General features: G+C 37.5%; 21 protein-coding genes and 1 tRNA gene. 9 read left to right on the top strand and 13 right to left on the bottom strand.

Translation table 11 applies throughout. The annotated features are described in order from the left end of the window. Position 1: 1 nt before the first annotated feature. From KTJ10_RS15130 to KTJ10_RS15115, 4 genes are all read right to left on the bottom strand, one after another. Positions 2–1,651: a phosphoethanolamine transferase gene (locus KTJ10_RS15130; protein WP_262442359.1), complete on the bottom strand. Its 1,650-nt coding sequence runs from the start codon at positions 1,649–1,651 to the stop codon at positions 2–4. A gap of 178 nt (positions 1,652–1,829) precedes the next feature. Beyond that, the gene (locus tag KTJ10_RS15125; protein WP_002116353.1) at positions 1,830–3,122 is read right to left on the bottom strand and encodes a DcaP family trimeric outer membrane transporter; all 1,293 of its coding nucleotides are present in this window, start codon (positions 3,120–3,122) and stop codon (positions 1,830–1,832) included. A gap of 272 nt (positions 3,123–3,394) precedes the next feature. Continuing rightward, positions 3,395–3,586, bottom strand: a complete 192-nt coding sequence (locus tag KTJ10_RS15120; RefSeq protein WP_014207513.1) for a hypothetical protein — start codon at positions 3,584–3,586, stop codon at positions 3,395–3,397. A gap of 73 nt (positions 3,587–3,659) precedes the next feature. Beyond that, entirely contained in the window at positions 3,660–4,919 is a 1,260-nt protein-coding gene (locus tag KTJ10_RS15115) for an MFS transporter (RefSeq protein WP_262442358.1), read from the bottom strand. A gap of 127 nt (positions 4,920–5,046) precedes the next feature. On the opposite strand from KTJ10_RS15115, the gene KTJ10_RS15110 reads away from it, so the two are divergent. From KTJ10_RS15110 to KTJ10_RS15095, 4 genes are all read left to right on the top strand, one after another. Then, positions 5,047–5,673 (top strand): lysophospholipid acyltransferase family protein, encoded by a 627-nt coding sequence (locus KTJ10_RS15110; RefSeq protein ID WP_069141422.1) that lies wholly within the window; start codon positions 5,047–5,049, stop codon positions 5,671–5,673. A gap of 67 nt (positions 5,674–5,740) precedes the next feature. Continuing rightward, positions 5,741–6,658, top strand: a complete 918-nt coding sequence (locus tag KTJ10_RS15105; RefSeq protein WP_014207516.1) for a patatin-like phospholipase family protein — start codon at positions 5,741–5,743, stop codon at positions 6,656–6,658. A gap of 105 nt (positions 6,659–6,763) precedes the next feature. Continuing rightward, positions 6,764–7,225: an NfeD family protein gene (locus KTJ10_RS15100; RefSeq protein ID WP_086265300.1), complete on the top strand. Its 462-nt coding sequence runs from the start codon at positions 6,764–6,766 to the stop codon at positions 7,223–7,225. A gap of 28 nt (positions 7,226–7,253) precedes the next feature. Next, complete coding sequence (locus KTJ10_RS15095; RefSeq protein WP_032006515.1) at positions 7,254–8,108, top strand: SPFH domain-containing protein; 855 nt, start codon at positions 7,254–7,256, stop codon at positions 8,106–8,108. A 70-nt stretch (positions 8,109–8,178) separates the two neighbouring features. Here KTJ10_RS15095 and KTJ10_RS15090 read toward each other — a convergent pair whose 3' ends face one another. The 3 genes from KTJ10_RS15090 to prpF all read right to left on the bottom strand — a co-directional run bounded on the left by KTJ10_RS15090 (position 8,179) and on the right by prpF (position 10,868). Beyond that, positions 8,179–8,547: an MmcQ/YjbR family DNA-binding protein gene (locus tag KTJ10_RS15090; protein ID WP_086265299.1), complete on the bottom strand. Its 369-nt coding sequence runs from the start codon at positions 8,545–8,547 to the stop codon at positions 8,179–8,181. A gap of 58 nt (positions 8,548–8,605) precedes the next feature. Beyond that, positions 8,606–9,517, bottom strand: coding sequence for a polyprenyl synthetase family protein (locus KTJ10_RS15085; protein ID WP_262442357.1), 912 nt, complete (start codon positions 9,515–9,517; stop codon positions 8,606–8,608). 163 nt (positions 9,518–9,680) lie between these two features. Continuing rightward, positions 9,681–10,868, bottom strand: a complete 1,188-nt coding sequence (prpF, locus tag KTJ10_RS15080) for a 2-methylaconitate cis-trans isomerase PrpF (RefSeq protein WP_262442356.1) — start codon at positions 10,866–10,868, stop codon at positions 9,681–9,683. Between the two features lie 378 nt (positions 10,869–11,246). On the opposite strand from prpF, the gene KTJ10_RS15075 reads away from it, so the two are divergent. Beyond that, positions 11,247–12,626 (top strand): amino acid permease, encoded by a 1,380-nt coding sequence (locus KTJ10_RS15075; protein WP_031945084.1) that lies wholly within the window; start codon positions 11,247–11,249, stop codon positions 12,624–12,626. A 79-nt stretch (positions 12,627–12,705) separates the two neighbouring features. Here KTJ10_RS15075 and nudC read toward each other — a convergent pair whose 3' ends face one another. Further along, the gene (gene nudC / locus KTJ10_RS15070) at positions 12,706–13,485 is read right to left on the bottom strand and encodes an NAD(+) diphosphatase (RefSeq protein WP_262442355.1); all 780 of its coding nucleotides are present in this window, start codon (positions 13,483–13,485) and stop codon (positions 12,706–12,708) included. A 287-nt stretch (positions 13,486–13,772) separates the two neighbouring features. On the opposite strand from nudC, the gene KTJ10_RS15065 reads away from it, so the two are divergent. Together KTJ10_RS15065 and KTJ10_RS15060 are read left to right on the top strand one after the other, a co-directional pair. Next, on the top strand, positions 13,773–15,296 hold the full coding sequence (locus KTJ10_RS15065; RefSeq protein ID WP_262442354.1) for a cryptochrome/photolyase family protein: 1,524 nt from the start codon (positions 13,773–13,775) through the stop codon (positions 15,294–15,296). A gap of 4 nt (positions 15,297–15,300) precedes the next feature. Then, a complete protein-coding gene (locus tag KTJ10_RS15060) occupies positions 15,301–15,429 on the top strand; it encodes a DUF2256 domain-containing protein (protein WP_262442353.1) in 129 nt (42 codons plus the stop codon). 119 nt (positions 15,430–15,548) lie between these two features. On the opposite strand, the gene KTJ10_RS15055 is transcribed toward KTJ10_RS15060, so the two are convergent. Further along, positions 15,549–15,803: a TIGR03643 family protein gene (locus KTJ10_RS15055; RefSeq protein WP_032052731.1), complete on the bottom strand. Its 255-nt coding sequence runs from the start codon at positions 15,801–15,803 to the stop codon at positions 15,549–15,551. A 313-nt stretch (positions 15,804–16,116) separates the two neighbouring features. On the opposite strand from KTJ10_RS15055, the gene KTJ10_RS15050 reads away from it, so the two are divergent. Further along, positions 16,117–16,189, top strand: a tRNA-Arg gene (locus KTJ10_RS15050). 13 nt (positions 16,190–16,202) lie between these two features. Here the strand turns inward: KTJ10_RS15050 and hchA are convergent. The 4 genes from hchA to KTJ10_RS15030 all read right to left on the bottom strand — a co-directional run bounded on the left by hchA (position 16,203) and on the right by KTJ10_RS15030 (position 20,204). After that, positions 16,203–17,078: a glyoxalase III HchA gene (hchA, locus tag KTJ10_RS15045; protein WP_262442352.1), complete on the bottom strand. Its 876-nt coding sequence runs from the start codon at positions 17,076–17,078 to the stop codon at positions 16,203–16,205. Between the two features lie 208 nt (positions 17,079–17,286). Then, positions 17,287–18,297, bottom strand: coding sequence for an NAD(P)H-quinone oxidoreductase (locus KTJ10_RS15040; protein WP_199992935.1), 1,011 nt, complete (start codon positions 18,295–18,297; stop codon positions 17,287–17,289). A 33-nt stretch (positions 18,298–18,330) separates the two neighbouring features. Further along, positions 18,331–19,227 carry an AraC family transcriptional regulator gene (locus KTJ10_RS15035; RefSeq protein ID WP_262442351.1) on the bottom strand — a complete coding sequence of 299 codons (897 nt, stop codon included), beginning with the start codon at positions 19,225–19,227 and terminating at the stop codon, positions 18,331–18,333. Positions 19,228–19,385: 158 nt separating this feature from the next. Then, entirely contained in the window at positions 19,386–20,204 is an 819-nt protein-coding gene (locus KTJ10_RS15030) for an undecaprenyl-diphosphate phosphatase (protein WP_002116515.1), read from the bottom strand. Positions 20,205–20,557: 353 nt separating this feature from the next. Between KTJ10_RS15030 and KTJ10_RS15025 the strand changes: the two genes are divergently transcribed. Further along, positions 20,558–21,358: a PaaX family transcriptional regulator C-terminal domain-containing protein gene (locus KTJ10_RS15025; RefSeq protein WP_262442350.1), complete on the top strand. Its 801-nt coding sequence runs from the start codon at positions 20,558–20,560 to the stop codon at positions 21,356–21,358. Positions 21,359–21,449 lie beyond the last annotated feature (91 nt).

The following is a 21,449-nucleotide window of genomic DNA, read 5'->3' as shown; positions in this document are numbered from 1 at the left end:
TTTAATTCACATGGGCACAAGAGTGCAGCATATCCAGTTGAGGGTTGATGACCTGAGTTTTTACACCTAACAAACTCAATAAGCTTGGGAATAAATTATCCTGACTTAACTTTTCTTTCGTTTGTTGGCCTAAACAACTCACTTGTGCAAGGTTGTGTTGTTTCCAGCTATCAGAAAACCACATCATCATTGGTACATGCGTTTGTTGGGTCGGTGCAATTGCATACGGTGAACCATGTAAATATAAACCATGTTCACCCGTTGATTCACCATGATCAGATAAATACCATAAACCTGTTTGATATTTCGATAATTCTTTTAGATTATTAATAATCTGACTTAACACATGGTCTGTATATACAATTGTGTCATCATAACTATTTAATAACTCTGTTTGAGAACAACCCTGTATCGCATTAGTATCACAAGTCGGTTTAAACGGTTGATATTGGGCAGGTGCACGCTTGTAATAGGCTGGACCATGACTTCCGACTTGGTGTAAAACAATGAGTCGCGGACGAGTGTCTTCTTTAGGAATAGTCGCTAAATACTCATTTAAGCTATCGATTAAAATATCGTCATAGCATTCGCCATCTTTACACCATTTTTGCTTTAACTTTTCAGGTATTTTGTACTGTTCAACGCGATCACAAGTGCCCTTACAGCCAGAGTTATTATCAATCCAAGTTACTTGGTAACCCGAACGTTTAGCAATGTCCAATAGACCTTCACGATGGCTTGCTAATTGTTCATCATAGTCAACGCGAGGCATTCCAGAGAACATACATGGAACCGACACAGCAGTTGCTGTACCACATGAGCTGACTTGGGAAAAATTCAAAATATCTTGTTTAGAAAGTTCCGGATTCGTATTTTTCGAATAACCATTTAATGCAAAACTTTCCGCACGAGCTGTCTCACCAACAACGAGAACCATTAATTTAGGCAAGTTGCTTTGTACTTGCTGAACTTGATGAGCATCTTCCCCATAATGTATAAGTGGCAAGTTCTTCTTAGGCGCCATTTTGTGATAATAAGACATTAAAGATGAAATGCTATTTTGTGGTGAGATCATACCTTTTAAATCACGATGCTCACGGAAAATAGATGCAAAATCAACATAGTAAACAAATAGTAAAATACCCACGATTGCACATGAGGCTACAATCGAACCAAGCTTTTTCATCAATAAATAAGATACTTTTTCTTGTTTAAGTTTTACCTGAGTAATTAAAATAATCGGCAAAGCAACAAAGAAAACTGTCCAAAGCCCGAAACGCAATGAAATTAAATCAGAAACTTCAGAGACATCGGTTTGTATCATATTTTGAATCTGATCAGGTGAGATAATTACACCTAATGTATTGACGAAATAAGAGCTAAAACCACCAATCACGATCAGTAAAATTGCAAAAATTTTAGCGGTCCATTTCCAGTTTAAAATCTGTAAAATCGCATAATAAGCAGCAACCACAGTAACTACTGTAGCAGCTAAAAATAGAATAGCCTTTATTCCAAAATATGGAGTTAAAAGATGTACTTGGTGATAAAAACCAATATTTAGAATTGCCCCTAACCAAATGGCTATAATTAAATTAAACATAAACAGCGAAATCTGTTTATTTTTTAAAGTAGAAAAAAAATTCAGCATCTTGGGTGACTACAATCTTTTTATGATGCTCTAATGTAGAAATTGAAACTTAAAAATGACTTAAATAAAAAATGATCTAATTCAGAAGCTTTAAAGCATACTGATTCTTTTAATTTATATAAAAAAAGACGAGATTAGATTTAATCTCGTCTTTTGAGCTTTTAACTAAATATTGTTTTTAGAAACTGTATTTAGCCATTAAACCAACACGGTTGTCTTTGTAATCATCACCAGCAAAGGTTTCGCGTTTACCATTAACATATTCAATACCTAAGTCAATTGGTTTAACTGGTGTATAAATGACGTTGAGCCATGCTTGCTGAACTTTTTCATTACCCGCAGTATATGCTTTAGCATAGTCTGTGCCATCATCAGCGAATTGAGCACCGTATGCTAAAGTAGCACGTAGGTTAGGTAAAATCTTATAAGTTCCACCCACTTGTACAGCTACAAATTCATTTTGCTCAATATTATCATTAACTAAAGTATAAGCAGAATTACTACCATATAAGTAGTTACTGTTACCTACAACATAAGAAGCATCAGCAAAGAGTTTTAAAGGATCTGCTACTTTAAAGTCAGTACCTGCAGCAACGCCCCACCCAGTCTGGTCATCGCCCTTTCCTGATTTGTAGTTTTCAACAAAAGCTCGAGCAGAAGCATTACCATTACCACCAGCATAACCTTGAGTAATTTTAGCTGTTAATACAGGTAATCTATATTTAACTGAGTCACCTGTTGCTGAACTATTACCTTCCTCAGCTGAAACAAATAATTGAGTCGCAGGAGCTAATTTATAGTTATAACGTACTTGTGGAATACGTGTTGTACCACCACCAATGTTCGTCGAAAAGTCGATCATTTCTGGTGCGTGGCTCGCCAAGAAGTTAGATGTAGTTTGACCAAACAACCAGTTGTTATAAGTTAAGTAAGCATGACGAATACGTACGTTTTCAGATTTGTTATTGTCACCACTTGCAAAGTCCAACTCAATTTTACCACCAACTTTGGCATTGCTTACAGGAGCAGTAAAATCTAAACCTAGACGAGTCGTTTTAGCAGTAGCACGCAATTTATCTTTTGCTTCACCATTAGACTTACTTACATCAGCGAAGTCACCATCCGCACCTTCGATAATATAGTTAGCATCGCCACGAACAAAACCATATAGATTCACATCAGCACCAGTTTTAGATTTTAATGATGCTAATGGAGAAGCTGGTGCAGCAGCTTGAGGTTGTGCCTTAACTTCAGCTAACTGTACTTGCTGTTGTTGCTGTACTTGCTGTTGTTGTTGCTGAACTTGACGTTGTTCTTGAATTAAAGCTTTTAACGCTTCAACTTCTTTACGAAGCTGTTGAATTTCCGCTTTGTCGGAAGTCGCAGCATGTGCCCCACTCATCATTAAAGCTGTAACTGTAAGAGCTAAACTTTTAATAACGAAAGATTTACGATTAAGGAATAGATCCATCAAAAACTCCTAAAAATATATTTTATGTTGCCTATCCATGCCAAGTTGATTTACGCCATTAAATTAGGGGCTAAAAAATCAACTCTCCTCCACATTGGTTACATTAATTTTATTACCGCAACCAAAACCAATTTCAACGTTGTGCAAGACTAAAACCGATAAACAAAGACATAAAAAACGTACTTTGATTTACAGATTTTTACCTTAACTTCATGTTGTAACGAATCCTACACAACTCTCTTATCTTATAGAATGATTAAATCGTTATTTCATTATTCTTTTTTAGACTTTAGACTAATAACCAATCTAATTGAACATTTTTCTGCCCATTTTGATTGATTCACATGATTTTTCTTGTTATCCAAATCCATTTTTTCTCCATTTAGCTTCCATTTGCTACCCACACAAGATGGCACAATTAATTGAGCATTTAAATAGCTAAAAATATACATTTTTAAAAACATAGACAAAGGTATTAGATAAAGCTTAGATCACTGCTTGAGCAATATTAAAGTTCTTTATTTCATTTAGTTAACATTATTTTTCCTGTAGTTTCTCATGTTTCCAGAGGAAAATAGGCAGTAAACTGATCACTGCAATAATGACAATAGCTATCAAATAATGGAAATAACCGAGTACATCTCCAATCACACCGCTAAAACTATAAAGAAGACCGCTAACAGTCGCCATGACTGAAACCTGAAAGGTAAAATCTGTCCCCGCATATTCTTTTCGACTGTAATGCATGACTAGAGTCAACATAGCTACCAATAGCATTGCCGAGAATGCATCTTCTAAAGCATTGACTGTATATATAACCCAGACATTCAACTGAATTTTTTGTTCATAGGCATAGGCTAAATAAGTATAGGCTCCTAGACTCATAATTTTAAAAATTGAAAAGCCAATTAATGCTGCTGGTCTTGAAAAGTATTTAAGCACTCCTCCTGCTATTACCGCCCCAGCGAGTGCTGCTACTGCACCGAGCATCGTGATGTAAACACCAATTTGAGTAAAACTTAATCCCATATCAACCATTAAAGGTTTAAGTAATGGTCCAGCTAAGCCGTCTGCTACTTTAAAAGTGATCAGTACCATTAACCAAGTGCGGAGTTCTTTATTTTGAGAGAAATATCTTAGGTAAGCTTTAATTTTTAGGACTAAATTTTGCTGATCAAGCTTGAGTTCGCGACTCGCATGAGAAGTATGTTGAGGCTCTTTAAATAACCAAACTGGTAGAGTATTTAAAAATACTATGGTTGCTAATAGCAAAAAAGTGGGTTGCCATGTTAACCAGTCTAAGCACCAAAGTACGGCGCCTCCCCCAACAATAAAACCTAACCGCGAACCAATGACCTGAAATGTATTGCCCCAATGCTGCTGATCATGTTTTAACAAGTTGACTGCTAAAGCATCGGTAGCAATGTCTTGTGTTGCTCCAGTTAAGTTCATAAAAAGTAGTGAAATAAAAAAGGCAAATAAATAAATAGGTTGATCTAAAGCTTGAACGGGGAAAAAAGACAAAATACACAGTACACCTACCGTCAAAAACTGAGTAGGTAATATCCAACTACGATAATGTCCTAAACGGGAAAGTGTGTGTCGGTCGACCCACGGCGCCCAAAAAATCTTGATTGACCAAGGCAACATTAATAAGCCAAAACCGCCAATATGGGCGAGTGAAACTCCTTCTGCCCTTAAGATCACGGGTAAAGCGTGGGTCATAAACCCAACAGGCAGTCCTTGTGCCCAATATAGAGAAAATAGCAGAAGATAAAGATTTTGCTGCCGCAACATAGAAACCTACTTTTTATTTGTTTAATGAGGAATAACATCAAATGTCATGTTGTTCTTACATTTTGCCAATGAAGCATATATTTCAAAAGATTAAGATAAAACTAGGACAAGTTAAAATTTAAAAAATATGGATCAACATTTCCCTAATTTACCTGATTTAGTACCCCAACGCGGTACTGCTTTAAGCCGAGCGCTATTTAAAAAACTTTTCTTAGCGCAAGGTTGGACAATTGAAGGCGAAGTTCCTAATTTCCCAAAAGCAGTCGCAATTATTTCACCCCATACTTCCAATATTGATGGATGGTATGGTTTTCTTGCGATTTTCGGATTAGGTATCCAAATTACAGTACTAGGTAAAGATGCTCTTTTTAAACCACCATTTAAACGAGCTTTAGATTGGGCTGGGGTCATTCCAGTTAAACGTGACACAGCCAATGGACTTACTGAGCAAGTCGTTGCAACCATTCAAAACTATGACAAGATCTGGATTGGAATGGCGCCCGAAGGTACACGTAAGAAAGCAAAAAAAATGAAAAGTGGTTTTTACCATATTGCTGCAAAAGCTCATATTCCCATTGTCATGTTTTCTTTTGATTATGATCATAAGACTATTCACTGTTTAGGGCACTTAAACCCAAGCGGCAACTATGAAGAAGATTTAGAAAAGATTTTTGAGCGTTATGAAGGAAAAATTTCACCAAAAAATCGTAATTGGCTTGCTGAACCTTTACAAAATCTAGTGAAAAAAACCTAGCAAAAAATGAACAAATCTGGTCTTATGAGCCCTCTTCATTTATCTCGATGTAGATTATTTTTTAAAGATGAAAATTGCTCAATTTGCCAGTATTGGATTTATCTCTCTAGCACTCTTTGGCTGTGATAAATTTAGCAAAACACCAACACCGACAACCTCAATGAAAGCCCGTGAACCTGTGATTGCACTTGCTTTAGGTGGCGGTGGAGCAAAAGGATTTTCACATATTGGTGTAATCAAGGTTTTAGAGTCTCACGGAATTAAACCTAAAATTGTCACAGGTACCAGTGCCGGTAGCTTTGTTGGAAGTATCTACGCAAGTGGACAAACGCCTTATCAATTGCAAAGTCTGGCTTTGAAATTACAAGAGTCAGATATCCGTGATTTAACCCTGAATCGTCAGGGTATTATTCTCGGACAAAAGTTACAGGACTACGTGAACCGTAACGTGGGTAACAAACCAATTGAGAAATTCCCCATTCGTTTTGCAGCGGTTGCAACACGCCTTGATAATGGTCAAAAAGCTGACTTTATTAAAGGTAATGCAGGGCAAGCAGTTCGTGCATCGTGCAGTATTCCCAACGTGTTCGTTCCTGCAACTATTGGCAAACAGAAATATGTAGATGGTGGATTAGTTAGCCCTATTCCAGTTAAAACAGCTCGTGATATGGGTGCAGATATTGTGATTGCGGTTGATATTTCTGCACGTCCAGCAGGGAATCGCCCAGCCAATATGTGGGGACTACTTGATCAAACCATTAATATCATGGGTCAACAAAGTATTAATGAAGAACTCAAGCAAGCTAATGTAGTGATTCAACCTAAAGTTGGTCATCTAGGTACTCTTGACCTCAAATCAAGTAATCAGGCAATTTTGGAAGGTGAAAAAGCTGCTCAAGCGCAAATACGCCAAGTTGAAACTGCAATTGCAAACTTCAAAAAATCTCCAGCTGCATTTAAGCCTGCACCACGCCCTAAATTCTAATTGAGGTGGTTTTTTTCTATCCACACTCCCCATCATCTGCTACAGTGGTAAAAGTGATATTAAGTCACTTTTACCCATCATAAAGATATATAAAAGAGCAGATCTATGGAGTTTGTTATACAACCTTGGCACTGGTTTGTATTGGGTATATTACTTATTCTTTCCGAGCTGATTCTACCCGCCTTTGCCGCGCTTTGGTTTGGTATTGCCGCCATTATGGTGTGCTTTCTCTACTGGTTATTTCCAGATATTAGCCTCACAACGCAAATTGTATTGTGGATAGTTCTGTCAGTGCTATGCACCATTCTTTGGTTCAAATTTATTAAACCATTATCAATTGATAAAACTAAAGCGGGATTACCCCGTGAAGCGACTATTGGTCAAATTGGTATGGTGATTCAAACCGGTCTTGATCATGATCAAATTATTGTTCGCTTTCCAATGCCTATTTTAGGGGCTGATGAATGGAACTGTCGAAGCACTAATCCCGTCAAAGTCGGTGATCGAGTGAGAGTTATTGATATTTCGGGTAATGACTTAATTGTCCAGTCCCACGGTACTTCATAAACATTAAAGATAAAGAGAGGGTATTTTCATGCCAGTCGGTACTATTATTGTTTTAGCTTTTTTGGCTTTTGTGGCTGTCACCATTTTTAAAGGGGTACGTATTGTTCCTCAGGGTTATAAGTGGATTGTTCAACGTTTAGGTAAATACCATTCGACCCTTAATCCTGGGCTTAATTTTGTGATTCCCTATGTCGATGAAGTGGCATATAAAATTACCACGAAAGATATTGTGCTTGATATTCCATCTCAAGAAGTAATTACACGTGATAACGCCGTATTACTAATGAATGCAGTGGCCTACATTAATTTAACCACACCAGAAAAAGCGGTCTATGGTATTGAAAACTATACATGGGCGATTCAAAACCTTGTACAAACTTCGTTACGTTCTATTGTAGGTGAAATGGATCTAGATGATGCATTGTCTTCACGAGATCATATTAAAGCCAAGCTCAAAGCTGCGATTTCTGATGATATTTCAGATTGGGGTATTACTTTAAAAACTGTTGAAATTCAAGATATTCAACCTTCTCATACCATGCAAGCCGCTATGGAAGAGCAAGCTGCGGCAGAGCGTCAACGTCGTGCTGCCGTTACTAAAGCCGATGGTGAAAAACAGGCTGCTATTTTAAGTGCAGAAGGTCGTTTAGAAGCATCTCGACGTGATGCTGAAGCTCAAGTGGTCTTAGCAGAAGCATCTCAAAAAGCAATTGAAATGGTAACCAGTGCGGTTGGTGATAAAGAGATTCCTGTTGCTTACCTTTTAGGTGAACAATATGTGAAAGCGATGCAAGATATGGCGAAATCAAGCAATGCTAAAACTGTGGTTTTACCTGCCGATGTTTTAAATACAATTCGCGGTATTATGGGAAAACATAATTAATGTGTTTACTTTAAATAAGTATTTGAAAACAAAACGGCGACTACTATGTCGCCGTTTTTTATCTTTTATATTATTGGTTTTTTAATCTTTTCTGATCTTTCAAAGGGAGTTTTTTTACAACCAAATCATAAGAGTCGCGAATTAAATCTTGAAGTAAATCTCTTGTTAAGTTCTTATGCGGTGTAATCGAAATCCAGTGTTTTTTATTCATGTGATATCCAGGAATAATAAATGAATAGAGCTCCTGATATTCCTGACTTTTATAGGGATCACATTTAACATTAACCATTTTGACGCCAGCTACTTCTGCGGTCAACATGAACATTTTCTCTAAAATTTTAAAAACTTCATAGTCTGGCCCAAATGGATGGGTCTGTTGACTAAAGGGAAGATTACGCGCGATTTCAATTGCAGTTTGATGAAGCTGAGCACCATTCATTCTTTTCTCCCTTATTCATTTCACATGAATAGAAGTTATGAATATTGATTTAATATTATTAATTGGTACGCGCTAAAAGGAATTGTGAAATATCTACTAATTCTTTCGCATCGTCACCAAAATGCGCTAAGGCTTCAAAAGCTTGATCATGCAATTCTTTAGCATAGACCTTTGCTTGTTCGAGCCCCATTAGGGCTGGATATGTCGATTTTTGTACTTGTTCATCCTTACCTGCAGTTTTACCCAAGGTTTCGGTACTCGAAGTAATATCGAGAATATCATCTAACACTTGAAAAGCTAGTCCAATTGTTTGTCCATATTGACGTAACTTTGGAATTGCTTGATCTATTCCAGAGAAGATTGTCACTGCACCCATCATAATGGCTGCCTGAATGAGCGCACCCGTTTTATTACGATGGATATTTTCAAGTTCGTCTTGAGTAATTTGCTTGCCTTCAGCTTGCAAATCTAAAACCTGTCCAGAAACCATTTTGGAGCTAGCAGTTGCTAAAATCTGCATTTGTTTTAATACAATCGCAGCATCAGTACCCTGCCCTTGTTCATCAAACAAACGGCTACCTAAAACCTCAAAAGCCATTGATTGTAAAATGTCACCAGCAAGCAAAGCAGTATCTTCACCAAACGCAACATGACAAGTCGGCTGACCACGACGCAGTAAATCATTGTCCATACAAGGCAAGTCATCGTGCGCTAGTGAGTAGCAATGAATTAACTCTACAGCAACCGCCGCACGACGAGCCGCAGCAAAATTTGGATTTGGCTGTAAAGAGGCAGTGGCATAACATAAAGCCGGACGCACACGCTTTCCACCAAGCATAACTGCATGGTGAACTGCACTTTTTAAAGGCTCTGGAATTGAGAATGCGGCCAGTGTCGTCAATAAATCTTGTTGAATACGTTGTTGAGCTTGTTTTAAAACATCCGCATTAACTTGAGAGAGTGATGACACAGTCGCCTCGATAAAATCAGTAGAGAAATTTTATTGAATGTTATGAAGCATTCATGCGCTACATCATACACGATTCACTGTGAAAAGTGCGTGATGAGTTTTCGAAGGCCTAGGTAAAAAAGCCTCTACAAAATGGAGAGGCTTTTTCATTCTTAAGTAACTTTTAGAAACTGTCACCCGGAACGCGTACCCAACCTTCCATTAACACACGCGCACTACGACTCATAATGGCCTTTTTAACAACCCACTGGCCATTTGTAAGTTCAGCTTGAGCACCCACACGTAGTGTCCCAGATGGATGCCCGAAACGTACTGCTTCACGCTCACCGCCACCAGCTGCTAAATTTACTAAAGTGCCTGGAATAGCAGCCGCTGTACCAATTGCTACCGCCGCTGTTCCCATCATGGCATGGTGTAATTTACCCATCGACAAAGCACGAACGAGTAAATCAACATCATTCTCTGAAACTGACTTACCGCTTGATGCCGTATAGTTTTTTGGTTTAGAGACAAAAGCAATTTTTGGTGTGTGCTGACGCGCTGCTGCTTCTGAAATATCTTTAATCAAACCCATCTGTACCGCGCCATAGGCACGGATTTTTTCAAAACGTGCCAATGCAGTTGTATCACTATTAATATGATCTTGTAATTCGGTGCCTTGATAACCCAAATCTTCTGCATTTAAGAAAATGGTTGGAATACCTGCATTAATGAATGTCGCTTGGAAACGGCCAATATCTGGAACATCTAATTGGTCAACAACATTCCCTGTCGGGAACATATCACCGCCCTCTTCACCATCATCGGCAGGATCTAAAAACTCAATTTGGACCTCAGCGGCAGGGAATGTCACCCCATCCAGTTCAAAATCTCCAGTTTCTTGAACCTGTCCATTGGTAATAGGCACATGCGCAATAATGGTTTTTTGAATATTTTTTTGCCAAATTCGAACCGTGCATAGGCCATTTTCTGGAATACGATCGGCATCAACTAAGCCATTTGAAATCGCAAAAGAGCCAACCGCAGCGGTTAAATTACCGCAGTTACCACTCCAATCTACAAAAGCCTGATCAATTGAAACCTGACCAAACAAATAATCAACGTCATGATCTGGCTGAGTGCTTTTAGCGAGAATAACAGTTTTGCTGGTACTCGAAGTGGCACCACCCATCCCATCAATTTGTTTTCCATAAGGATCTGGACTACCAATTACACGTAGTAAGAGCTGATCTCTTGCTTGACCTGCAACTTGGGCTTTTTCGGGCAAATCATCAAGCTTAAAAAAGACACCTTTACTCGTTCCACCACGCATATAAGTTGCTGGAATTTTAATTTGCGGTACTGAGCTCATATCAACTGTTATCCTTACTATTATGTTCTTCTATATCAAAACAAGCATTCTTGTTTACCCTTCTCTGCATCTTAAATTGTTTTAAGGCCAAGAGATAGCGATCTGCTTCATACATCAATCGTATTGACGCGAGTATATTTTGTGAATTTAACAATATGCTTGCAATGACTTAATCTAAGCAAAATCTAAGAAAAAAAGTCTATCTGAAATTATATTTTTTAGAGTACTTTTCACTCGAAATAGAAATATTAAAAGCAACATCATGATTTTAAATATTTTTTACAATTACTTTTCAGTCACGCCTTATTAATTTGTAGTCTAGGCTAAAATAACTCCATCTATTAGAATAATTTACTTATTCATAGTGAGTGAAGACCTTTGACCAACGAATCTTCTACACTTCAACGAGGACTAAAAAATCGACATATCCAATTAATTGCTATGGGTGGAGCAATTGGTACTGGATTATTTTTAGGCTCGGCGCAAGTGATTCAATCTGCGGGACCATCCATTATTTTAGGATATGCCATTGGTGGCTTAATTGCTTTTTTAATTATGCGCCACTTGGGAGAAATGATTGTTGAAGAACCTGTTGCAGGATCGTTCAGCCATTTTGCGTATAAATACTGGGGGAAATTTCCCGGATTTTTAACCGGATGGAATTATTGGATACTCTACGTTCTGGTTGCGATGAGCGAACTCACCGCAGTGGCCAAATATATTAATTATTGGTGGCCTCATATTCCAGCGTGGACGTCTGTCTTATTTTTCTTTGTCGTGATTACGGCAATTAACCTAACAAACGTCAAATTTTATGGTGAGTCCGAATTCTGGCTCGCTATTATTAAAGTTGCTGCGGTCATCTCTATGATTGTTTTTGGACTTTATTTGCTATTTACAGCAGATGTAGGTTCAAACATTTCATTTAGTAACCTTTGGTCTCATGGTGGATTTTTTCCAAATGGCTTTAGCGGCCTCTTCTATATGTTGGCTTTCTTGATGTTCGCCTTTGGTGGTATCGAACTGATTGGTATGGCCGCAGCAGAAGCAAAAGATCCAAAAAAAACGATTCCAAAAGCAATTAACCAAGTCGTTTTCCGTATCTTGATTTTCTATATCGGTTCATTGGCAATTTTACTTTCATTAGTGCCGTGGAACCAATTAGATCTTGGCGGTCTCGACAAAAGTCCATTTGTTATGATTTTTAGTCAAATGGGAATTGGTTGGGCTGCACACTTACTGAACTTTATTATTTTAACTGCTGCACTATCTGTTTATAACAGTGGGATGTTTGCAAATAGCCGTATGCTATACAGTCTCGCTCAACAAGGTAATGCACCAAAAGTTTTTGCAAAAACCAATAAACAAGGGGTTCCTATTCCCGCTGTTCTGCTTTCTGCTTTATTAATCTTTGGTTGCGTTCTTTTAAATTACTTTGTACCTGAAGATGCTCTTGGACATCTTATGTATGTTGTGGTTGGTGCACTTGTTCTAAACTGGGCAATGATATCAATTACACATTTGAAGTATAGACGCTTTGTTAAGCACGCGAATATTAAGACTTCTTTTCCAGCGTTATGGTCACCTTTTAGTAATTATCTAGTTTTAGCCTTTATTGCTGTGGTTCTCTATATTATGTGGACTCAAGGCTTCAAAGAGTCAGTAATGATGATCCCTATTTGGATTACGGCAATGCTTATACTTTTTGACTATTTAAATCCTAAAAAATTAGATTCCATTGAGAATCCTGAAGAATAAATAAATCTAAAAAGCCATTGTCTAGACAATGGCTTTTTTATTTAAAACTATAAGATTAAAGCCATATCTGAATCTCAGTTTAAAGCCACTGTTTCGTATCATCAGCGACAGGTGTGCCATGAATAACGTGCATAATCATTGCATGAGCAATACTGCCCTTAAATGGAATTTCAGGTAATTGATTAAATTTGAAAAACTGAGCATCGCTAAGTTCTTTCTCCTGAATTTCAATTTCGCCCGCTTCATATTCAGCTTTAAAGGCCAACATTAAGTTACTGGGAAATGGCCATGGTTGACTCGCCAAATACTGAATATTCTTAATGTGTAATCCCACTTCTTCTAATGTTTCACGTCGAACAGCATCTTCTAGTGTTTCCCCTACCTCGACAAAGCCAGCAATTAAACTGTACATCTGGCTCTTATTTCTAGCATTTTTAGCCAGCAAAATCTCGCCCTCACCACGCGTAATAATGGTAATTACACAAGGATTGACTCTAGGATATTGACTAAAATTACATGCTGGACAAGTCATCGAATATTCAGTCTTATGCTGCTGGGTTTTATGTCCGCAACGACTACAAAACTGATGATTACGGCGCCACTCTAGCAACTGAAAAGCACGACTTGCCTGCTCAAACTGCGGTTTAGTCCAATACTGTAAAAGTTGGCGAATGGGTATGAACTGATATCCATTTGGTATAAGTTCGCTTTCTTGGAAATCTCTCGCTATTACTAGAGGGTCTGCTTGTATAGGTAAATCATATTCCTGCTGTTCAAGGCAAGGTAGATTAAAATTCGCATCAACCAAAAGTTGTTGCTGCTGAAAAATATAAGCAATAGGATGGTTGTTGGTATCCATTTATATACTCGAGTGAAGAACCTTTCGATGGACTCTATTGCTCCTTCAAAAGGATCAAGCTTAAACATATTTTTTTAAAATCTTACGCATATTAGCGAACACCTTCAATTCATTTAATTTGTATCTTTTTGATTAAAATCACATTTTATTCACATGCGTTATGTTTTTAAGTTGTCTTTATCTTTTTATAGCTAAGTGACTCGTGATGAACTTAGAAGCTCTGCTTCACATAAAATTGATCTCTGAAAATATAGACTAGTTTTAGTTCCATCTCATGAAGCAAAAATATGCGATTTGGTTTAATTCTGGGTGATCAATTAAATCACCAACTCGCAACGCTCAAGTATTTAAACCGGAATGAAGACGTTATCTTGATGGCTGAAGTATTTGAGGAAACATCTTATGTTGCTCATCATCCACAAAAAATAGCGCTGATTTTTAGTGCAATGCGTCACTTTGCAAAAGAATTAAAAGCACAGGGCTGGAAAATCCGTTACCACACATTTAAGCGCGAAAGTCATATAAAAAAGTTATTCGACTTTATTGCTTTGCAGCAGCAACACTTCTCGGCGAATACTCTCGTCATTACCCAATGTGGTGAGTATCGCTTACAACATGAAATCGAAACTTCATGGGCTAACAAGCTAAAACTACCTGTTATGTGTCTAGAAGATGATCGCTTCTTTTGTACTGTAGAACAATTCAAGCGATGGGCAAACAAATATAAAACGCTAAGAATGGAATACTTTTACCGAGAAATGCGCAAGCAAACTCACTATTTAATGCATGACCAACAACCCGTTGGCGGGCAATGGAACTTTGATCAAGCCAATCGAAAAGCGTGGTCAGGCAATCCATCTTTGCCATCAAAATTAGCCTTTGAGCATGATCAAATTGATATAGATGTTATTCAACTGGTCAAGAAAGAATTTTCACAACATATCGGCAATATCAACTCCTTTCAATGGGCAACTACCCGTCAAAATGCCCTACTTGCTCTAGATCATTTTATTTCTAACATCTTACCTCACTTTGGCGATTATCAAGATGCCATGGTTTATGGTTCAGATTTTATGTTTCATAGTCTGCTCTCACCTTATTTAAATTGTGGATTGTTGTTGCCAAAAGAAGTGTGTGACGCTGCTCAAACAGCCTATTACAGCGGACAGGCTCCCTTAAATGCAGTAGAAGGATTTATTCGGCAGATATTAGGGTGGCGGGAATATGTGCGTGGAATATATTGGTTATCTATGCCTGACTATAGCGATCAAAATACCCTTCATGCCAGCACGCCGCTGCCACAATATTACTGGACGGGTAATACAAAAATGGCATGTATGGCCGAGTGTTTCAGAAATACCTTTGCACATGGCTATGCTCACCATATTCAGCGTTTAATGATTACAGGCAACTTTGCACTTTTAGCAGGTGTAATTCCATCAGAAATTTGCAAATGGTATTTAGCAGTCTATGTAGATGCTTATGAATGGGTCGAATTACCGAATACTTTAGGCATGGCAATGTATGCAGATGGCGGCATCATGGCAAGTAAACCCTATGCTGCATCAGGTAATTACGTACATAAAATGTCAAATTATTGTCAGCACTGTACATATAACGTCAAAACAAAAACTGAGTCTGACAGTTGTCCATTTAACAGTTTATATTGGTATTTTATGAGCCGACATGAGGCCATATTTCGTCAGAATCCCAGAATGGCTATGGTCTATAAAAACCTTGATCGTATGAAAGATAAAGCTTCTGTCATGCAGCATGCCAAGTTACTAATTCATCAACTTGATGAGCTTTAAGATCATGAAAAAACAGCATTTACCTCAGAAAATATGTGCCTATTGTCAACGTCCTTTTGACTGGCGAAAAAAATGGGAACGTTGCTGGGAAGAAGTAAAATATTGCTCTGAAAGATGTAAAATATTGCTCTGAAAGATGTAAAAGACAAGCCCGATCAACTAAGTAGATATTTCACTCGATTGTTTTAACTGATTCAACACTACTCTTAATTGTTGAATCAGCTAGATTTCAATTGATTATATCTGATGATGTTAAGCATATTTATACTGACGAGAGCAGTAAGCTCGTTCAACGTCTGGTGAACGTAATTGTTGATGCTTAGTTTTACGCCCTGCCATACGTTTACGCCAAAGTTTAAAACTATTGGTTTTTAGGTTGTATCTCATTAAACGAATAACTTCGCTTTCGCTTAAGCCATACTCTCGCTCAATTGCTTCAAATGGAGTGCGATCTTCCCATGCCATTTCAATAATTCTAGATAAGTCCTGTTCATCAATTTTTTTCATGTTATGCCCTTTTGATTTATAGGTAGCCAAATCTGATTCTTAACAAACAACGGTTTAGAAATAACTATATCTATCCAATTGCTCGCCTTAAATCTTTTCGTGTTTTACTTAAGATCATAGAAAGACAAACATGAAGTTTTTGTGATTTTTTAGCTTTATAAACTCTATTTTTCTATAAAGCATAAGTGAGTATGCAACTGTTGAATTGTAAAGCTTTATTTTTATTAGCCACTATGGCAGAGGTTTTAATACTTAAAATGTAAAAAAGCCATTGCCTTCGCAATAGCTTTTTTGTTTATAATCATAAAATTATGCGCCCTTAGCTTAACTGGATAGAGCAGTTGCCTCCTAAGCGACCGACGTGGGTTCGAGTCCCGCAGGGCGCACATACTTAATACGTTAATCCTTCACTTCAGCCAACAATGTTTCAGCTGCAAGTTTGCCTAAATTATTAGAAGCAAGCGGACTATCACCAGTTAGCAATTTACGGTCTCTATGACATTGACCTGTAATACCCTTATTTAAAATTTCCACACCAAGTTTTTCAAGGTTTTCACCCACTAGCCAAGGTAAAGCTCCAGGCATATAACCGATATCAATATTTGCTCCCTTATCTAATGAATCAGGGAATACACAAATTTGATAGCCTTTAAAAATATAGTTTTCTGGCTGTTCATCTACAGCCGCAGCAAGTAATGAAGCTGGGCCATGGCATAATGTAATAATAAATTTATCTTGTTCAACCGCCCATTTAAGAACTTTTTTCACTTCAAGGCTATGTGGAATTTTAGCTAAAACGCCGTGCCCACCCGGAATAAATACAGCCGCATATGGTGAGTTTTCACCGACTGCATTTTCTAAAATGTCAGCAAGTTTTAGCGGATTTTTTAATTTATCTGCATATTTCTGAAAGGTGTCTAACACCACTTGTTCTTGCTTTGGCATCGCCCACATTTCAAGTTTGGCTGGATTTCCTGAAAGTGTCGCAACATCAATTTCAAAACCAGCATTATCTAAATGAAACATCGGTAAGAGCATTTCTACAGGATGGTTTCCTGTTGAAAAGAACTTACCGTTTTTCATCTGGATATAACGCTCATCAGTTGCAATCATTAAAACTTTTTTATTGCCTGCATAGGGAGTTGAATAAGTCGTGCCATCGTAATCTGTTTTAGGAGCAGTATATTGGCTTAGGGAATAAGGTGATGGGAAAAAGGCATTATCTTCAGCCAAATCTGGAGTAGGATTTTTATCATCAATATTTGCGTTATTCATTGTTACTATCCTTTTTCATCAGTATGGAAAGAAATAATAAGGTAAGAACCAATTGTTATTTCTTACTCAATTTATAGGTGAAGTTATAGAACTGGTGCAATCTGCCAATAGAATTTGGCAATTTTTATAGAGAAATAGGCAGAATCTAGAATTATAAAATTCAGTTTAGGCAAACCTGTCGTTCACCTAAACTTCAATGATTATAGCGTTACGCATTCATTTCTAAAACGATCTTTCCAATATGATCACCTTGCTCCATACATGCATGAGCACTTTGTACATCTGTAAAAGCATACGTCTTATAGATTTGCGGTAAACACCTACCTTGTGCCAATAATGGCCACACATGCTCATGCAAAGATTGGGCAATTTGTGCTTTTTCTTGGCTATTACGTGCTCGCATCGTTGAACCCGTAATTGTGGCACGTTTTAAAATCAGTTTTTGTAAATCAAATTCTTTTGCGATTCGTCCACCCATAAAACCAATAATGACCAATCGGCCATCACGTTTTAATAGATTTAGGTTTTTCGTGAAATAAGAACCACCTACAATATCTAAAATGACATCAACACCTTGATCTTGAGTATGCTTCAAAACTTCCTGCTCAAAATCTTGGGTTTTATAGTTAATTGCAGTGGTGAAACTAGAGAGTGCTTCAACTTTATCTTCACTACCAACCGTAGCAAAAGTTTTAATCCCTAAAGCTTGGCAAATCGCTAAAGCTGTGGTTCCAATACCACTTGCCCCGCCATGTATTAGTGCGGTTTCATCTTTCTTTAAACGGCCAATATCAAAAAGATTTGCCCAAACCGTAAAAAATGTTTCCGGAATCGCGGCAGCTTGTGTAAACGATAATTTTTCAGGAATTGGTAATACTTGAGTGGCCGTTACCGCACAATATTCTGCATAACCGCCGCCATTTGTTAGCGCACAAACTTTATCACCAACCTTGAATTGATCCACTTGGTCACCTACAGCGACCACAACACCAGCGACTTCAAGTCCCGGTATTTGAGTAACACCTTTAGGCATTGGATATAATCCCATACGCTGCAAAACGTCAGGACGGTTAACTCCAGCAGCCTTTACCTCAATCAAGACTTCATCTGCCTGAGGTGCTGGAAGACTAGCATCTTGAACTTTTAGAACCTCAGGTCCACCAGGAGCCGTAATTTCAATAATTTTCATGGTTGTTGGAAGGGTCATAAAATGCTCCATGTTTGATTTATATTTCAAAATTACTAATCTACGTTAAATAATTGAGGACTTGGGTGGAACGCCAAACAGTCGCTTAAATTCTCGGCTAAATTGTGAAGCACTGACATAACCAACTTCATAGGCTGCTTCTGCGACTCCCATTTTATTGTTCATGATTAACTCACGTGCCTTATGTAATCGAGTAATTTTGATGTACTGTAAGGGAGAATAATTCGTCACCTTTTTAAAAGTCTGATGAAAAAGCGATATGCTCATGCCCGCTTGTTTCGCCAAATCTTGAACCGTTAAGTTATGATAATAATCACGCTGAATAATTTCACAAATGGTGTAAATCACACCATTGCGGCTTACCATAGCCGATAAACTCTCGACTAGATTGCCGCCTGAAGCCTGCACCACACGATAAACCAATTCTCTTTTAACTTGCTCACCCAATATAAAAGTATCTTGTTTAGAACGAAGTAAATTGAGTAATCGTAGAGCAACCTCCGAAATAGTCACATTCATGTCAATCACTCTAAGCCCACAGCTTAATTTTAAATCTTCTGAATGAGCATCTTCAGTAACCACTTGTTGTTGTTTATCCATTTTAGTAATGAGATCAGCCATCATTTGTGGTTCAAATTTTATGGCTATCGCCAGCATTGGTTCATTATTTTCAACAACAGTATCGCAATCAAACGGTATAGCAATAGAAATAAATAAGCACTGCCCTTGTTTAAATGGGAAGATTTCTTTACCAATATACCCTCGCTTTAATCCCTGTATCACTAAAACAATTGAAGGCTCTTGCAGCACAGCAATAGGTGGTGTGGAATGATCTACACGCATTAAAGTGATATTAGAAATAAAAGTAGGATAGAGGCCTTCTGCTGGAGCCAAGGGCAAAAAAGCATCGACCAAATGTGCTGTAAGATGATTTTGCGGCATAGTTTTATTGTGAGAGGTAATCTAATAATCAATATAACAATGAACCCAAAATGAAAACATCTGTCTTACGTTTACTTTGTATAAATAGGCAATTCAAATCAATTTTTAGGCATAAAAAAACCTAGAGCATTCTAGGTTTTTTCACTTTATCAGGCTATTTAAGCAGATAAATTAAAGAACATGGCTGCAATTAAAATAATTACACCGAGGACAATTCGGTACCAAGCAAATACACGTAAAGTGTGACGTTCTACAAACAGTACCAATGCTTTTACAACAAACAGCGCAGCAATAAAAGCAGCAACGAAACCTACGCCAATATTAACCATATTGTCTGAGGTGAGTACGTCGGCATTTTTAATCAAATCAAAAGTCGCAGCGCCCAACATGGTTGGCATAGCAAGGAAGAAAGAGAATTCTGTAGCAGCTTTACGTGATAAGCCCGCAAACATTCCGCCTACGATTGTTGCGCCTGAACGTGAAGTTCCTGGAATCATCGCCACACACTGAGCAAGACCCACTAAAAGCGCTTGCTTAAAAGTAATTTTAGTTGCATCGAGTGTCTTATGTTCAAATTGTCTAGATTCAACCCAGAAAATAATAAGCGCCCCGACAATTAAGGCAATCGCAACTACAATTGGGCTAAATAGAACACTTTTAATAAAGTCGACAGCTAGAACACCAATAATGACTGCTGGAAAGAATGCAATAAGCACACTAATCGCAAAATGACGTGACTCCACATCACCACTAAAGAATCCCTTAATCAAGTTAATAATTTTTTGTCGGTATAACCAGCACACTGCCAAAATAGCACCTAACTGGATTACGACCTCAAATACACGACCGCCGTCTGAGTGGAAATCGATAATATGACCAAATAAAATTAAATGGCCTGTACTCGAGATGGGTAAAAATTCAGTTAAGCCTTCGACAAAGCCTAAAAACAGTGCTTTTATAACTTCAAAATTTTCCATAACTTGCTCAAAGAAAGTTAATCATTAGAACGACCTAAAATTTGTTTTATCGAAATTGGTAAGTCCCAAATTAGACTTAACACATGTTCAATATCAGATCATTTCTAACGTTTGTGGTTATTGCCCCTAGTTAAAGGCAGTTTATTTAAAGTGCGATAATGTATCACATCATGATGACAAACTTGGGTTAACTATCGTAAAAAGATAAAACTTGGTTAAGAACTGCCAAGGTTTTTCTTTTTATAGACAAAGCTTTTTACCTTTACTTACTCTACAAAATGATCTTAAAAAGTCCTTAAAAAAACATGATATTATTCTGAACAAATGCAGCTCATATCAAAAATTCTATCTGAATGAAAAATACCAAAATTAATGCACGCCATCTCATTATCGATTTATTTCTTTCCTCGGCCTACCCTCAGCTCACCATTAAACAAATATTGATTGCCGCTAAACTTTTTAATATGAGTGACAATGGTATTCGTGTTGCGACAACTCGGCTATTAAATGAAGGCATGATAGAAAGCGTAGAACGCGGCATTTATCAACTTTCACCATCAACCAAAGAATGGGCAAAAGTCATTTTGAATCGTAAAAATGGCATTAAGCAGACTAAAGAATGGCAACATCAATATCTGGCAGTCTTCACTGGAACTTTAGGTCGTATTGATCGGACCGCTTTAAAAAAAAGAGAACACGCTTTAAGTCAATTTGGTTTTAGAGAACTCGAAACTGGCATTTATATACGTCCAGATAATTTAGCGTATAGCTTTGAAAAAACATGTGAAGAGCTCGTATTAGCGGGGCTTGAAAATGAAGCTAAAATTTCTATTATTCAAAAATTTGACTCAAAAACAGTTTTGTTAATTCCTTCTTTGTGGGATACCCAACAACTTGAAAAAAACTATGAGATGTATAGTCAAGATATTCAAGAATGGCTTTTGAATTATAAAAATTTATCCTTAAATGAGGCCGCTACCCAAGCTTTGTTATTAGGACGCGAAACAATTACCTTACTCATGAATGATCCTCTACTACCCTCTCCATTTGTTAACGAGTATGCCCGCAATCAGTTTGCTCAAAATGTACAACAGCTCGATTCGATTGGACAAAAGCTATGGCAGAAACTTTATGAAAATGAATTAGCCCACTAACGGGCGATTTATTTTTTTACAAACAAATATTTCAATTTTTAAAATTTTATAATTATATTTGTAATATTGGATGTAAATACCAAAAATTTGT

The organism is Acinetobacter sp. WU_MDCI_Abxc222 (genome assembly GCF_025514755.1).
Lineage (GTDB): Bacteria > Pseudomonadota > Gammaproteobacteria > Pseudomonadales > Moraxellaceae > Acinetobacter > Acinetobacter geminorum.
Note: the sequence above shows the minus strand (reverse complement) of the source record. Positions and strands in the feature narration are given on the sequence as shown.